At 67.6% G+C, this 13,012-nt stretch carries 10 protein-coding genes and 1 pseudogene; 4 read left to right on the top strand and 7 right to left on the bottom strand.

Translation table 11 applies throughout. The annotated features are described in order from the left end of the window. Positions 1 to 36 precede the first annotated feature (36 nt). A complete protein-coding gene (locus ACFZAU_RS14100; protein WP_500552334.1) occupies positions 37 to 684 on the top strand; it encodes a TetR/AcrR family transcriptional regulator in 648 nt (215 codons plus the stop codon). Between the two features lie 257 nt (positions 685 to 941). On the opposite strand, the gene ACFZAU_RS14095 is transcribed toward ACFZAU_RS14100, so the two are convergent. The 5 genes and pseudogenes from ACFZAU_RS14095 to ACFZAU_RS14075 form a co-directional block, all read right to left on the bottom strand. Continuing rightward, positions 942 to 1,190 carry a hypothetical protein gene (locus ACFZAU_RS14095; protein WP_500552333.1) on the bottom strand — a complete coding sequence of 83 codons (249 nt, stop codon included), beginning with the start codon at positions 1,188 to 1,190 and terminating at the stop codon, positions 942 to 944. A gap of 9 nt (positions 1,191 to 1,199) precedes the next feature. Further along, positions 1,200 to 1,439 carry a hypothetical protein gene (locus tag ACFZAU_RS14090; protein ID WP_499605961.1) on the bottom strand — a complete coding sequence of 80 codons (240 nt, stop codon included), beginning with the start codon at positions 1,437 to 1,439 and terminating at the stop codon, positions 1,200 to 1,202. A 976-nt stretch (positions 1,440 to 2,415) separates the two neighbouring features. Next, positions 2,416 to 3,588, bottom strand: a complete 1,173-nt coding sequence (locus ACFZAU_RS14085) for an MFS transporter (protein WP_500552629.1) — start codon at positions 3,586 to 3,588, stop codon at positions 2,416 to 2,418. Between the two features lie 136 nt (positions 3,589 to 3,724). Continuing rightward, positions 3,725 to 3,865 (bottom strand): annotated as a pseudogene (locus ACFZAU_RS14080) (IS5/IS1182 family transposase); the annotation flags it as partial. A gap of 95 nt (positions 3,866 to 3,960) precedes the next feature. Further along, entirely contained in the window at positions 3,961 to 4,290 is a 330-nt protein-coding gene (locus ACFZAU_RS14075) for a hypothetical protein (protein ID WP_500552332.1), read from the bottom strand. Between the two features lie 1,105 nt (positions 4,291 to 5,395). Here ACFZAU_RS14075 and ACFZAU_RS14070 point away from each other — a divergent pair. Together ACFZAU_RS14070 and ACFZAU_RS14065 are read left to right on the top strand one after the other, a co-directional pair. Then, positions 5,396 to 6,907 carry a dihydrolipoyl dehydrogenase family protein gene (locus tag ACFZAU_RS14070; protein WP_500552331.1) on the top strand — a complete coding sequence of 504 codons (1,512 nt, stop codon included), beginning with the start codon at positions 5,396 to 5,398 and terminating at the stop codon, positions 6,905 to 6,907. A 439-nt stretch (positions 6,908 to 7,346) separates the two neighbouring features. Continuing rightward, positions 7,347 to 9,311: a SpoIIE family protein phosphatase gene (locus ACFZAU_RS14065; RefSeq protein WP_500552330.1), complete on the top strand. Its 1,965-nt coding sequence runs from the start codon at positions 7,347 to 7,349 to the stop codon at positions 9,309 to 9,311. Here ACFZAU_RS14065 and ACFZAU_RS14060 read toward each other — a convergent pair. Next, positions 9,295 to 10,200, bottom strand: coding sequence for an aminoglycoside phosphotransferase family protein (locus ACFZAU_RS14060; protein ID WP_500552628.1), 906 nt, complete (start codon positions 10,198 to 10,200; stop codon positions 9,295 to 9,297). The genes ACFZAU_RS14065 and ACFZAU_RS14060 overlap by 17 nt on opposite strands. A gap of 39 nt (positions 10,201 to 10,239) precedes the next feature. On the opposite strand from ACFZAU_RS14060, the gene ACFZAU_RS14055 reads away from it, so the two are divergent. After that, entirely contained in the window at positions 10,240 to 12,543 is a 2,304-nt protein-coding gene (locus ACFZAU_RS14055) for a SpoIIE family protein phosphatase (protein WP_500552329.1), read from the top strand. A gap of 76 nt (positions 12,544 to 12,619) precedes the next feature. Here ACFZAU_RS14055 and ACFZAU_RS14050 read toward each other — a convergent pair whose 3' ends face one another. Continuing rightward, on the bottom strand, positions 12,620 to 12,829 hold the full coding sequence (locus tag ACFZAU_RS14050) for a hypothetical protein (RefSeq protein ID WP_500552328.1): 210 nt from the start codon (positions 12,827 to 12,829) through the stop codon (positions 12,620 to 12,622). Positions 12,830 to 13,012: the final 183 nt, after the last annotated feature.

The raw sequence follows: 13,012 nt of genomic DNA, 5'->3' as shown, positions 1-13,012 counted from the left end.
GTCGGCCGCGACCACGGATCGGATCAGGAGCAAGGCATGAGTGCGAAGCCGCCGGCCAAGGGGACCTACCGCTCGGGCATCCGGGCCCGGCAGGCGGAGGAGACCCGGCGCGCCGTCGTCACCGCCGCATCTGACCTCTTCGCGGCACGGGGATACGCGGCCACTTCGATCGACGCCATCGCCGAGGCTGCCGGAGTCAGCCGGTCGACCGTCTTCACTGCGGCCGGAGGGAAGCCCTGGCTGCTCAAGACCGCCTACGACCAGGCCCTGATCGGCGACGATGCCCCCGTACCCCTCGCCGACCGGCCCGAGGCACAGAAGATGCGATCGCTGGACGACGGCGCTGAGATCATCGCGGCATACGCCGCCATCCTTGCCCGCATCATGGCGGGACTGTCGGCTCTGTACGAGGTGGTCCGCACCGCCGCTGACCTGGACGCGGACGTCGCCGCGCTGTGGGCCGATATCGGACGCCAACGGCGTGAGGGCGCACGACAGATCGTCGGGCTCCTCACCACTGTCGGTGCCCTCGCCCCCCGGCTCACTCCGGAGCGCGCCGCCGACGTGATCACGGTCTACAACGACCCAGGTCTCCACCGCCATCTTGTCGGTGACCGGAATTGGGCGTACGAGGAATTCTGCGACTGGCTTGCCCGGGCTCTGCACCACGAACTGCTCACCTGACGACAGCGCCTGGGCGAGTTGCCCGGGTCGCCGTGCGAGCTGACCTCAGTTCTGACCAAGGCAATCGAGCGAGTCGGTGTCCGTGAGTCGACGGTGACCGAGGCGGCAGCGGACTCTTGCGCTCGTGGGGTTGGCTGCTGCACTACGGCACGGACACCGCGGCTGCGCGGATGCCCACGAATGGTGTGCGACGAGTAGGTCCGACCGGCCGGCACCACGGTCGGCCGCATCCGAGGACGACCACTGACCGTTGCCGGTCAGCGGGGCGGTTCGATGAGCCGGACGGCCAGGCGCTTGGTGTCGTCGTCGATCTCCACCATGCACAGTCCGCGACCGTCGGCGAAGCTCAGAATTCGGGCGTGCTCAGACTGCTGGGGGATGGCAGGAAGCCGGTGCGGGTCGCCAGAGGCCACCAGGAGGGCCGCTTCGAGAGAACGGCGTGCCCAGGGCTGGAGAAGCTGGAATTCGGCGACGACCTCGGAGCTGAGGTCGATCTCATACGGCACGGAGCCAGACTACGGGCGCATGGACGGGGCGAGGGCCCGAATCTCGGCATCGGACGCCGTGGGGGGAGCTTCGGCTTTGCCGGCCCGCTCGTCGGCGATGCGCCGCGCCATGGCGAGCATGGCCGGACTCGCGAGGGCCCGAGCCCGGGCATCCCAGTCGGCCAGGACCGTACCGATCATGTGAAGCTCAGTGTTGTCGATCTGCTCGTTGAAGCCGGCCCGGTGCTCCGGGGGGAGGGCTGCGCGCACGCTGCGGATCGTAGGCGCGGCCTGGGGGGCAGGACCGGTGTCCGCGGGCTGGGCGCTCATGCTGTCCTCCGAGTGGAAAGACCATTCGTCATTGGAGGGTATCGGGAGCATCGGCTGGGGACCAGCGCACTGACCGTTCGAGCGAAGCGGCCCGTCCTGAGGGGTACTGTGGTCCGTCCTCGAAAACCCTGCCGAGGAGCGGGCGCAGCGACCGAAGCGACCGAAGCGACCGAACCATGGGCTGGCTTCCGACCTGCAGACAGAGAAACACCGCTTTCCCTGTCACGGGTCGCGTAAGTCGTTCCGGTTGTGCTGCGGAAGCGGTCCCACCCGCTGATCAAGTACCCGCGGCAGTGACTGAAAGGGGGCGGCAGCGAACGAGTGTCTTCAGTCGCTTCGCAACAGGAGGCGAAGCGCACGGCGCCGGTAACGTGCATGCATCGGCGACCTCGGTCAGTGACGCTTCTTCATCCAGGACAGGTCCTCGCCGCTGTGCCCCAACGAGCCCGATTTCCAGGCACGCATGTCGCGGCGAGCATCCCGGACGTCCTGCGACATGGCGGCGCCGTCCCGGAAGGGGTGCTCGCCATGCCGACGTGCCCTCCAACCGACCCAAGAGGCACGTGCGATGACAAGTACGAGGGGTACCCAAAAGATCCACATGCGATGACCATCTCGTCAGCGGCGGGGGCCGGACAAGTACCCGTCCTCGACAACCTGGCACAGGCTGGTTGCCGTGGCAGGGCCTTGACAAGGGTGAGCCCGCGGCGGCTTCGACCGAGAGAAGGGCAGGCCCAGGGACCGCCACAGGCGGCGGATGCCGGCACCGAAACTGGCCGCAACCTACCCAAACACCAGCACAGGCCTTCGCCATCGAACCGCCCGCGTAACGCAATGCCATTGCCCCTATACGGCCGCGAGGAGCATTCTTTACCCCGGTCCGCGGGCACTTGACCCCCGTCTTGCTCAAGCCCCTTCATTTCCTCCGTGTGAGTGTCACGAAGCGCCCCGCCACTGCGGCGAGCATGCCAGAGCCGAGGACGGTGAAGCCCGCCACGAAGAACAATGTTTGCAGGGTTGTGGTTGACACGAGAATCGCGCCGAGCGCAGATCCCAACGCCAGCGAGACCTGCAAATTTGTGACATTCACCGCCGATGCCGCCTCCTGGTTTTCCGGCGCCGCGTCGAGTAGCCAGACCAAGGTTGCCGGGTTCGCGATTCCCCAGATCAGGCCCCAGAGTGCGAGCAGCAGGCCAGTCAGCCACGGTAGGGTTCCCGCGCTCGCCAGCCCAATGAGCATTGCGGCCACCGCCGTCGTCGATCCGACGAAGCTGCCGATCACCCCGCGCTTGAACAGCGATCCGGCAATGAGAGAGCCGACGATGCCGCCGCAGCCGTAGATGACGAACAGCAGGGTAATCACGCCACTGGACAGATGGGTGTGGCCTGTCAGGAACGGAGTGATATACGTCCACGCGGCGAACTGACCGATGAACAGCACGGCGCCTGCCGCCATCCCGAACTGAACGGCTCGGCGTGACACGGTCTTTAGGAGATCGCGCACGTGCGTACTCTTGTCCGGTGGAATGCTCGGCAGGAGGATTGTCTGGGCAACTACGACAAGTAGTGTGGCCGCCGCAGCGGTGGCGAAGGTGAGACGCCAGCCGATCAGACTGCCGAGGATTTGCCCGGCAGGCAGTCCCACTACCGTGCCACCCGAGATACCCGCCGCGATGATGGTGATGGCACGAGTGCCGCCGGCCGGCCCCACCAACTTGGGTCCGACCGGTGAGACCACGGTCCAGAAGGCTCCGATGGTGGCGCCGAGGAGCATACGGGCGATCAGCACCACGGCGAAGCTCGGGGCCACCGCGACGACTGCGTTCGATACCAGCACTGTCAAACCCAGGATGAGGATGACCGGGCGCCGGTTGAGGCGACCGGAGCCAAGGAAGAACAGCGGCGCCGACACGGCGGCACTGAGACCCGGTACGAGCACCATCAGCCCCGCCAGACCGAGCGAGACATGCAGTCCTTCGGCGATTCTTGGCAGCAGCCCCACGGGCAGCGTCTCCGTCATGACGACTACGAACGCACCGAGTGCAACGGCACCCACGGACGCCCAGCCGCGCCTGCTGCCCGGCTCCATGACAGGGGTTCGGCTGGAAGCTCGTGCGGCCGCAGGTTGGGTCGGGACCGCTGCGGCACACGACGACGCAGTGACGACGCGCATCTGCGGTGCGCGGTGTGTGGCCGCGCTGTGTTTGATTCCGGTCATGCGTTCTCCCGCGGCTCTTGCCCTGGAGCCACCTGCGCAGGTCAGCGCGGTCGTAGGCCTTGTCTGTACGTAGGCACCAGGGTTTGAGGTACCGGCCGCGGCGAGGGTCGTGTCTCGTTCGGTGACTGTCCACGATCGGCTTCACCCCGGCTGTGCTGAGTTCCTCCAGCAGACTCACAGCGATCTGCCGTTCCAAGCTGGTCGGCCACCTCTCGGGCTTGCCGGCTCGGGCGGAACGTGGGGTTACTGGAAACGGCCGTCGAAGCTGGTGCCGCTCCTAGGGTCGGTGAACCGAAGGCCGACGACCGTTCCGTCTTCCACCACCCATCGCAGATCGTAGGAGGCTTGGTAGGAGGGCGGCCAGAAGGAGCAGAAGCGGCCACCCTCGTCGACGGACCAGGTGCCCTCCGTCTGGCGTCCTGTCTCGAAGTAGGAGGTGCTTCCGTCGGGTCGGAAGGTCTGGGTCGTGCCATCGCCGTAGCCCAGGGGGCCCGCAGTGACAGCGGTGGGGATCTGGTCGGGCGGCACGATCGCGCCGTTTTCCGGGTGCAGGATGTCGATGTCCCTGGTCACTGTGTGGTCCTTACTGCTGTGTACGTATGGGCGGGGCCTTGCTGGGCCTCGTGCTGCAGACGGGGCTCTGTGCCGTTCGGGCTCGGGGGTCCCGCCCTGATTGCCGTCATTCGGCTCTCGGTCGCGGCCTCTCCCGTCGCCGCGAAGTCGCTCAGGTACTGGCGGTAGCCCTCCTGCTCCAGAACAGAAGCGCAGGAGGGCGGAGTTGGGGGAGTACCGCAGCCCTCCGCCGGCGTGGGGCCCGTCGGGAAACGGCTCTTGCTGCACTCCGGCATGCCTACCTCTCAGAGGGTGCTGGAGTTTCTTGTGCTCTATTTGCGTCGAGCACCACCCGAACTCTTACCGTGCTGCTGTGGTGGGCGGACTGCGGGTGAAGGCCCAGTGCGACGTTACGCTGGGTGTCGACTGCGGTCTGTGACATCTGGACAACGGCTGCCTGCCCGGTTGCGTCGGTACCGGCCGGGAGGACTTCGCAGTCAGCGACTTGTGGTTCCTGAGGCAACCATTTCGCGGCAAAAGGTGCCGGGGTACTGCCCGCCGACATCGCCGAGCGGATGCGTCGGCTGATACGCGGCACGAACCGGCCGCCGGTCTGGGTGATGGTCTCCGGCTACTCGTGCTGATCGTCGCGCTGATGCTGCCCACGCGGCGGACCAGCGTCCATGATTCCGGCCCTCGGTCCGGGAACGGCTGGCAATCGCCGGCGCAGAGTACAACAATTGCACCTACTGCCTGTCCGCCCACACCTGCATAGGGGTGTGCGTCGCCAAGGCCGGTGCGGGGGAGTTGCCTGCCGTGCGGAGCCCGCTGACCAACACCGACACATCGCCGGCCCGGGCCCCCCGCATTGCCCGAGCCGACATCGGCGAGTCACAGCTCAAGGGTCCCAAGGCCGTGGGCGTCAGCGCGCCCCCGGGATCGTAGGCGATCTGGCGTTGGACACCGAACGACCTACGGCCATGTCCTCGCCAACCGTGTGACACTGTCCGGTCGCTCGTCACCCCGCACGCCGACGCCTGTCGGACGGCCCGACCGGCGCAACCGACCGGGCGCGCCACCACACCCTCGACCGCCGTCGGGCACTCCCAGGAATGCGAGGAAGAACATGAGCGAATCGCGCGACCCCCAGGTAGACGCCTGTTACGACGTGGTCGTGCTGGGCGCGGGCCCGGCCGGTGCGAACGTCGCCGACCGCGCCCGTGCCGCCGGTCTCTCCGTCGCGGTGGTGGAACGGGAACTGGTCGGCGGTGACTGCGCGTACTGGGCGTGCGTGCCCAGTAAGGCGCTGCTGCGTCCTGTCCTTGCGATCGCCGACGCCCGGCGCGTGGACGGTGCCCGGCAGGCCGTCACCGGTCGGGTCGACGCCGATGGCGTTTTCGCCCGTCGCAACCGCGCTGTCCGCGACTGGGACGACACCAGACAGGCTCTGTTCCTCAAGTCCATGGGAGCTGACCTCTTCCGTGGCCACGGCCGTCTCGACGGGCCTCGACGCGTCAGCGTCACCCGTGACGACGGCACCCGGCAGACCCTCACGGCCCGGCACGCGGTGGCCATCGCCACCGGCAGCCGGCCTGCGCTGCCCGACATCCTGGGTATCGCCGAGGCCCGTCCCTGGACGAGCCGGCAGGGCACCGAATCCAGCAGCATGCCCACCCGCCTCGCCGTCATCGGCGGCGGCGGAGTCGGCATCGAGATGGCCACTCTCTGGCAGGGCCTCGGCTCCCAGGTCACGCTGCTCGTCCGGCGCCGCTTGATCCCCCGCATGGAACCCTTCGCCGGCGAACTGGTCGCTCAGGGATTGAGAGAGGCGGGCGCGGATGTCCGGACCGGCGTCCAGGTGACCGCCCTGCGCCGTCCGGACCCGGAGGGGCCGGTCACCCTTACGCTCGACGACGGCGAAGAGCTGGAGGCGGAGGAGGTGTTGTGCGCCACGGGCCGCGCGCCCGCCACCGACGACATCGGCCTGGACACGGTCGGACTCACCCCCGGGGCCTGGCTCGATGTGGACACCACCTGTCTGGTGCAGGGGGTCGACGGCGACTGGCTGTACGCCCTGGGTGACGTCAACCATCGTGCCCTGCTCACTCATCAGGGTAAGTACCAAGCCCGGACCGCCGGTGACGCGATCGGTTCCCGCGCTGCGGGTCGCCCGCTGGACGACGCGCCCTGGGGCGACCACGCCACCACCGCCGACGAGCGCGCCGTACCCCAGGTGTTCTTCAGCGACCCCGAGGCGGCCGCGGTGGGCCTGAGCGCCGAGCAGGCGGAACGCTCCGGCTATCGCATCAGGACTGTTGATCTCGACTTTGACGTCGCCCAGGGCGCCAAGCTCTACGCCGACGGTTACCAGGGTCACGCCAGGCTGGTCGTCGACCTCGACCGGGAGATCCTCATCGGAGCGACCTTTGTCGGCCCCGGTGTCAGCGAACTCTTGCACTCGGCGACCATTGCGGTCGCCGGCGAGGTCCCGCTCAAACGACTGAGGCACGCGGTCGCTTCCTTTCCGACCGTCAGCGAGATCTGGCTCTTCCTTCTCGCCGCATACCAGCGCGATCAGGAGAGGGAGGGTCAACGTGCGGTCGCTGACCGCGCACGGGCGGGTGGTACCCATCAGTGAGGAGGGCCTCTTCGCCTCCAACGGTGCCGACTTGCTCGCCGCCGCCCGGCCGCTACGGGCTGTGCCTACTCGATTACTTACTACTGGTCTGCTGCGGCGAGAGCGACCAAGCCCCCGCAGGGAGACCGTGCGCATGGGGGCGTCCCACCGCCGTCCGATCCCGGGCTGATCGCGAGGAATGCCACGATGATGAGCCGGCCGCATCCCGCGGTTCAGACGTCACGGCGCTCGCTCTGTCACCCGACGATTCGCTCGGCCGCCGTGGTGGGCCTGCCGGCCGTCGTCTCCCGCTGAGTGCCACGGTGACGCCGCGCTCCCGGCAGGTTTCTCACTGACGTCGCTCGACGTCGCGGCCGAAGGATCCCTTTGCTGAGATCATGGAACAAAACACCTGAATTTGGTTGAAGAAGCGATTTCGCTATCTGTCAGGAAGTGACCGATGGACGCCTCGGACCAGCTTCTCCGAAGGGCTACCCCCTCGGCTCTCGTGACCCTGGACGGTGCCGTCCGCAGCCTCAACGCAGCCATGGCGAAGGCACTGGACAGGCCGGCGGAGCAGTGCGTGGGTCGCAACATGGCTGATCTGTTGCCCGCGACCCAGCTGACTGCGGTCGAAAGCCTCGTGGCCCACGCCGCCACGACGATGACGGTCGTGATGCGAGTGCTGGAGTTCCCCGGGCCGGGTGCGGCACCGCTGGTCTGCCTGGTCGAGGCACGACTGACGAGGGATCCTGCGGACGGCGAGCAACTGCTGTGGCTGCACTCGTTGAACGCGGGGAACGACCTGGGCGGCCTTGTGATCCCGTTCCGGTTGGCGGCCAAGGCCGCCAACCTCGGTGTGTGCAGGTACTCACCCCAGGAGCAGCAGCTGGAGTGGCTGGGCGGTGCACCGGCCTTGGCAATGCTGTTCCCGGAGGCCTCCGTACCGTTGTCCAGCGTGGTCCGGCGAGTACACCCTGATGACCGGGGGGCTCTACGGCGGCTCGTGCGGTCGACCTCCACTCAGTCTCCCTGGATCAGATTGAGGTTCTTCACCGAGCGTGATGGTTGGCACCTGCTGTCTTGCCAGGCCCGTCGAGTCCAACTGGGGTATGGCGGCCCGCTTCGGGTCTTCGGCTTGATCCGAGACGACACCAAGCGCGAAGCGCGCCGACGCAAAGCTCTGGTCGCGCTGAGTGCCGCGCGGCAGCGAGCCGCCGAGATAGCGGCGTTTTCCTCCGCCTTGATCACTGCGGCGACAGAGCAAGAGGTGCAGCAGGTCCTCCTGACACGCCTTGCCGCGACCTTTGGTGGCACCGGCGCCGCGTTGGCACTCGTTGCCGAAGGCCGCCTGTGCGTCTCCTCCGATGCCGGGATCCCGAGGCTGGTGGCCGCTGTACACGGCGTGTCGCTGGACGATCCGAGCCCGCTGCCCCATGCGATCCGGACCGGCGAGCCGCAGTTCATGCGCAACCAGGAGGAGTACGTACGCCGCTGGCCGGACGGCGCCATGGTGCCGTACTTCGACCAGCTCGAATCCGGCTGCGCTGTCTCGATCACCTCCCTCAGCCCGGTCGGCGGTGAGCCCCTCGGGGGCTGGGCGGTGACCTACGACGGCGAGCACGACTCGTCCCCGGACGAGCGGGCCCTCATGAGCACTCTGGCCGACCTCGCGGGCCAGGCGCTGCGACGCGTCAGGTCGCGAGAAGTGCGCGTGGAGTTGGCCGTGGCGCTCCAGGAGACCATGCTTCCCACGCTCCCGAAGCACCTCCCGGGCCTGGAGGTCACCGCCCGTTACCGTGCGAGCCGGGACGGGCTGGACATAGGCGGAGACTGGTACGACGCCTTCGTCGTGCCCGACGGCGCGGTCGCCTTCGAGATCGGCGACGCCCAGGGGCACGATGTGAACGCCGCCGCAGCCATGGGACAGGTGCGTGCCTCCATGCGTGCCATCGCCGCCTGCGAACCGGACCCGGCAACCGTGCTGACGCGCACGAACGACCTGCTCGTCACGATGGACGCGGCGCGATTCGCCAGCTGCACCATGTTGTACATCGACCCCTCCGACGGACAGGTCACGGGCTGCAGCGCGGGGCATGTGCCGTTGCTGTACGTGGGCGACGACGGCAGGCACAGTGTCCGTGAACTGCCAGGCGGCCCAGTGCTCGGAGTCCTACCCGACGCCGTGTACAACAAGGGAATCTTCACCCTGGACAAGAATGCCGCGCTGATCATGGTTACCGACGGTGTGGTCGAAGGCCCGAGCCTGACGCTGGAAGCAGGGCTGGAGCGAGTCGCGACGCTAGCGGCGCAATCCGCCCACGACGGGTTGAACGCCGATGAGATCGCTGATCGAATCCTCGACACCATGGTCGCGGTAGACCACATCGACGACGCGGCTGTGCTGATCATCCGGCGTGCGTGACGGCTCCGCGACTCCCGCTCGACCGCCCTGCGCGGGCCACACGCCTCGTCGCACCCGGTGGGGGCGAATCCGCCACTCGCGCCCTTGGGACGCCAGCCGGTGCACGAGATGGATGTCCTCCTGTTGCCTGTCGATCACTGCATCCACGACCCCAGCGGTGGTGGTGAGACCGTAGGCCGTGCAGAAGCGCTCCAGACGCCGGTGGCGGTCGGGCGGCTCTGTGCCACCAGCGCAGACACTCGGCGTCATCGCGAAATGCGGCGACGTAATGCAGCGCGTAGGCCACATCGTGCATCCGCGGCGCCAGCCGGGCGAAGTCCCAGTCGATGATCTCCACGGGGCGATTGCCTTGCCATACGACGTTCCACGGGCCGAAGTCGCCGTGGCAGATCACCTCGCCCTCGCTGGGCGCGATTGAGCTGTCGGACCAGGTTGCCTCGGCCGGGGGCGAGAATCCTGCGGTCGCGTCGTGGTAGTCGCGCAGCAGCTGGGCGAAGGCGGACAGGCCCTGGTCTTCCACCACCTTGGCCCAACCCTGCGGTCCGGACTCGCCGTGGATGAAGGTGAGCACCTCCCTGCCCTGCTCATCGAAGCCCAGGGGCCTGGGAGCGTAGGGGAAGCCCACGGATTCCAGATGCCTGAGCAAGGCGTGGACCGTCGGTGTCCAAGACTGCGCGGGGCGGCGAATGGTGTCTCCGACCGTACCACCTTCCGGTGAGGTGAGGCTGGTCCTGCAGCACGTCCTCGTTCGCCATACGCGGGGCGCCACCGCGCGGCTGACAACCAGCGCCTGATACGTATCAACCGCCTTCACCAAGACCCGCAGCCTTTCAGCGGCGGTCAAACGGTCTGAGCCGATTGGTGTAGCTATCGGCTGGTGCGGCTGCATCGTTTGCGATGCGGGCAGGTATAGGTCGGAGGTGCTCACATGCCCAGCGGTGAGGCGCTCGCCCTCGTCGATGAGGCGGGCCGGGTGATCGAGTGGGAACGTGCAGCTGAGGAGCTGTTTGGGCGCTCCGCAACGGACACCGTCGGACGGTCCGTGGCTGCTCTCATGCACGACATCTCCACGGACGAGGGAGGGCGGAACGGAGGCGCGGCGGAAGCGGCCACGGTCGTGGTCAAGCCCGTCGTGCGGGGTACGGCTGTGGTGTGGCGGGTCCTCGCAGCCGGGTGTCCGTCGGCAACCCGGGACACCGCGATCTTGAGGGCTGTGTTCGATCATCTGCCTGTGGCGCTGTACATCCTCGACGAGCAGTTGCGCATCGTCCGGACGAGCGCGGTCGCCGAAGCGGTGGGCGACACGTCCACCGAAAGCTCGCTGGGCGCCCTTTTCCCCGAGGCCTGGGCGTTCACGGGTGTCGAGGAGGAAGCCGCCGTGGCGCGCAGGGTCCTCGACAGCGGGGACGCTGCGGTGAACCGACTCGTCCGCAGGAGGCACCCGTCGGGCCGGCCCGATTACGGCATCTACGCCGTGTCGTACTTCCGTCTGCAAGACTCGTCCGGAGGCGTGCAGGGGCTCGTGGCCTGCACGCTTGATGTGACCGAGCGAGAGAGAGCCAGGGAACACCGAGCCCTACTGGAGCGGATTCGCGCGAACGTAGGACACCGTCTGAGCGTCACGGACGTCAGCTGGGAGCTCGTCGAGGCCGTGGTGCCCGCCTTCGCCGGGACCGCAGCTGTCGAGGTGGTCGAAGAGGTGGTTCGCGGACAGGACCCTCCGCGAACGCCGGTCAAGAAGGCCGTTTCCCTGCGCCAAGCAGCCATACTGGGCCGGATCTCGGCACGTAGAACACTTCGCTCCCTCACTGCCGGCACTCCCACCGCCCGCATCCTGTGCGCCCCGCAAGCCCGCCTGATGTCGGTCGAGGAAGCGTGTGCGTGGGCGGAGCCGGAACAGGCGGACGAGATCCGGCGATCTGGTGCTCACTCTCTGATCGTGGCCCCGTTGACGGTTCGAGGACAGCTGCTCGGGATGGTCACCTTCTTCCGTCACGAGGGGGAAGCACCCTTCGACGAAGGCGACCTTGACGCGGCGTCTGCGATCGGCGCACATGCCTCACTGTGCATCGACAACGCCCGCCGGTACATGCGCGAGTGGATCATCGCCTCCACCATCCAGAGCAGGATCCTCCCACCACAGCCCGACACCCAGGCCACCCTCGAGGTCCGCCATCTGCACATCCCTGGCGAAGAAGGTGGCGGCGCCTGGTCCGATGCAATCGCACTCCCCAGCGCGCGCACCGCACTGATCGTCGGAGACGTGGCGGGCAAGGGCATCCCTGCGGCCATCACCATGGGGCTTTTGCGAACAGCCGTCCACACCCTTGCCGCTCTGGACCTGCAGCCCGACGAACTGCTCGCCCGGTTGAGCGATACAACGGCGCGTCTCGTCGCCGCGCGCGCCGCATTGCCGCCTGTGGATCCGCTACATCGCGAACCTCTCACCGCCGGCTGTGCCATTGCGATCTACGACCCCGTGGACCGCACCTGCACCACCGCATGTGCGGGACTTCCTGAATCCTTCGCAATCTTTCCCGACGGCACCTCGACCGGTCTCGTGGCGCAGTCCGGACCTCAGCTTGCAGCACGCGACACTGCGCCCTTTCCTGCTGCGACCTTCGCACTGCCTGAGGGAAGCACCATCGTGATGAGTACGACCGCCGAGGTGTCGACGTCGGCCGGCCCTCTGCGCCCGCTGCTGGAATCGGCTGGTTCGGGACCGCTCGTGGCTTTGTCAGACACCCTCGCTCACCAACTCGCAGATGGCCCACTTCCCGTCGAGACCGCGATGCTGTTTGCCCGCACCAAGGCACTGCCCGCGGATCGGGTTCTCACTCTTGCTCTGCCGGAGGGCCCTGAGGCGGCGCCGATCGCTCGAGCGGCGGCTCGGCGGCAGCTGGAAGCATGGGGCCTTGACGCGGAAATCGTCTACACCAGCGAACTCCTCGTCAGCGAATTCGTCGGCAACGCCGTCCGCTATGGGAGTGCCCCGCTGCGCCTCCGCTTGATCCTTGACCAGACCCTCACCTTTGAGGTCAGCGACGGTGCGCCGACTTCTCCGCATGTCAGGCATGCCCGTACCAGCGATGAGACCGGGCGGGGGCTCTTCATCATCGCGAGTCTCGCCGACCGATGGGGCACCCGCTACCACGCTGACGGGAAGTCTGTCTGGGCAGAGGTGTCGGTCAGCGGTTTGAGTGGGGCGCAGTCGTGGGCGGGCGTGTGCTGAGCACAATCGGCGCCACCGACGGCGCCCAACTCTGACGCCGGTCGTCACCGAAAACGTGGTGCCCATATGACCCAAATCAGGATGTGGGCTGGCAGGCGGCCGAGGCCAGCCGGTGGCGGGCTGCATCGAGAGAGGCGCTGGCCGCGGTGTGGCTGGCACGGTGGGCCTCCAGCCGGGGGAGCAGGCTGGTGACCAGCCCTCGGCACCGGGCCGCGCCGGTGTTCAAAGCAGTGTCGAGGGCATGGTGGGCGTGGGAGACGGCGGCGTCGAGATCGTGGTCGGGCACCGTTGTTCCAGCCACGCCACGCAGACGCTTCTGGCTGCGGATGCGAGCACACTTCGTCCGTTGTGCGGCAAGGACTGAACCGTTCCGGGTTCGATAGAGATCTCAGACGTTGTGTGTGACCTGGGGTTTCGTGGTTGTGAGGTAGTGGCGGGCTTCGTATTCAGCGGGTGGGATGTGGCCTAT

Origin of the sequence: Streptomyces sp. NPDC008238 (genome assembly GCF_042956445.1) — a bacterium.
GTDB lineage: Bacteria > Actinomycetota > Actinomycetes > Streptomycetales > Streptomycetaceae > Actinacidiphila.
This window is presented reverse-complemented; position numbering and strand designations above follow the sequence as displayed.

Excerpts from the sequence above, each read along its gene's own strand:
- ACFZAU_RS14100 (WP_500552334.1), top strand. The coding sequence starts at position 37 with ATGAGTGCGAAGCCGCCGGCCAAGGGGACCTACCGCTCGGGCATCCGG.
- ACFZAU_RS14085 (WP_500552629.1), bottom strand. The coding sequence starts at position 3,588 with ATGGAGCCGGGCAGCAGGCGCGGCTGGGCGTCCGTGGGTGCCGTTGCA.
- ACFZAU_RS14070 (WP_500552331.1), top strand. The coding sequence starts at position 5,396 with ATGAGCGAATCGCGCGACCCCCAGGTAGACGCCTGTTACGACGTGGTC.
- ACFZAU_RS14065 (WP_500552330.1), top strand. The coding sequence starts at position 7,347 with ATGGACGCCTCGGACCAGCTTCTCCGAAGGGCTACCCCCTCGGCTCTC.
- ACFZAU_RS14060 (WP_500552628.1), bottom strand. The coding sequence starts at position 10,200 with ATGCAGCCGCACCAGCCGATAGCTACACCAATCGGCTCAGACCGTTTG.
- ACFZAU_RS14055 (WP_500552329.1), top strand. The coding sequence starts at position 10,240 with ATGCCCAGCGGTGAGGCGCTCGCCCTCGTCGATGAGGCGGGCCGGGTG.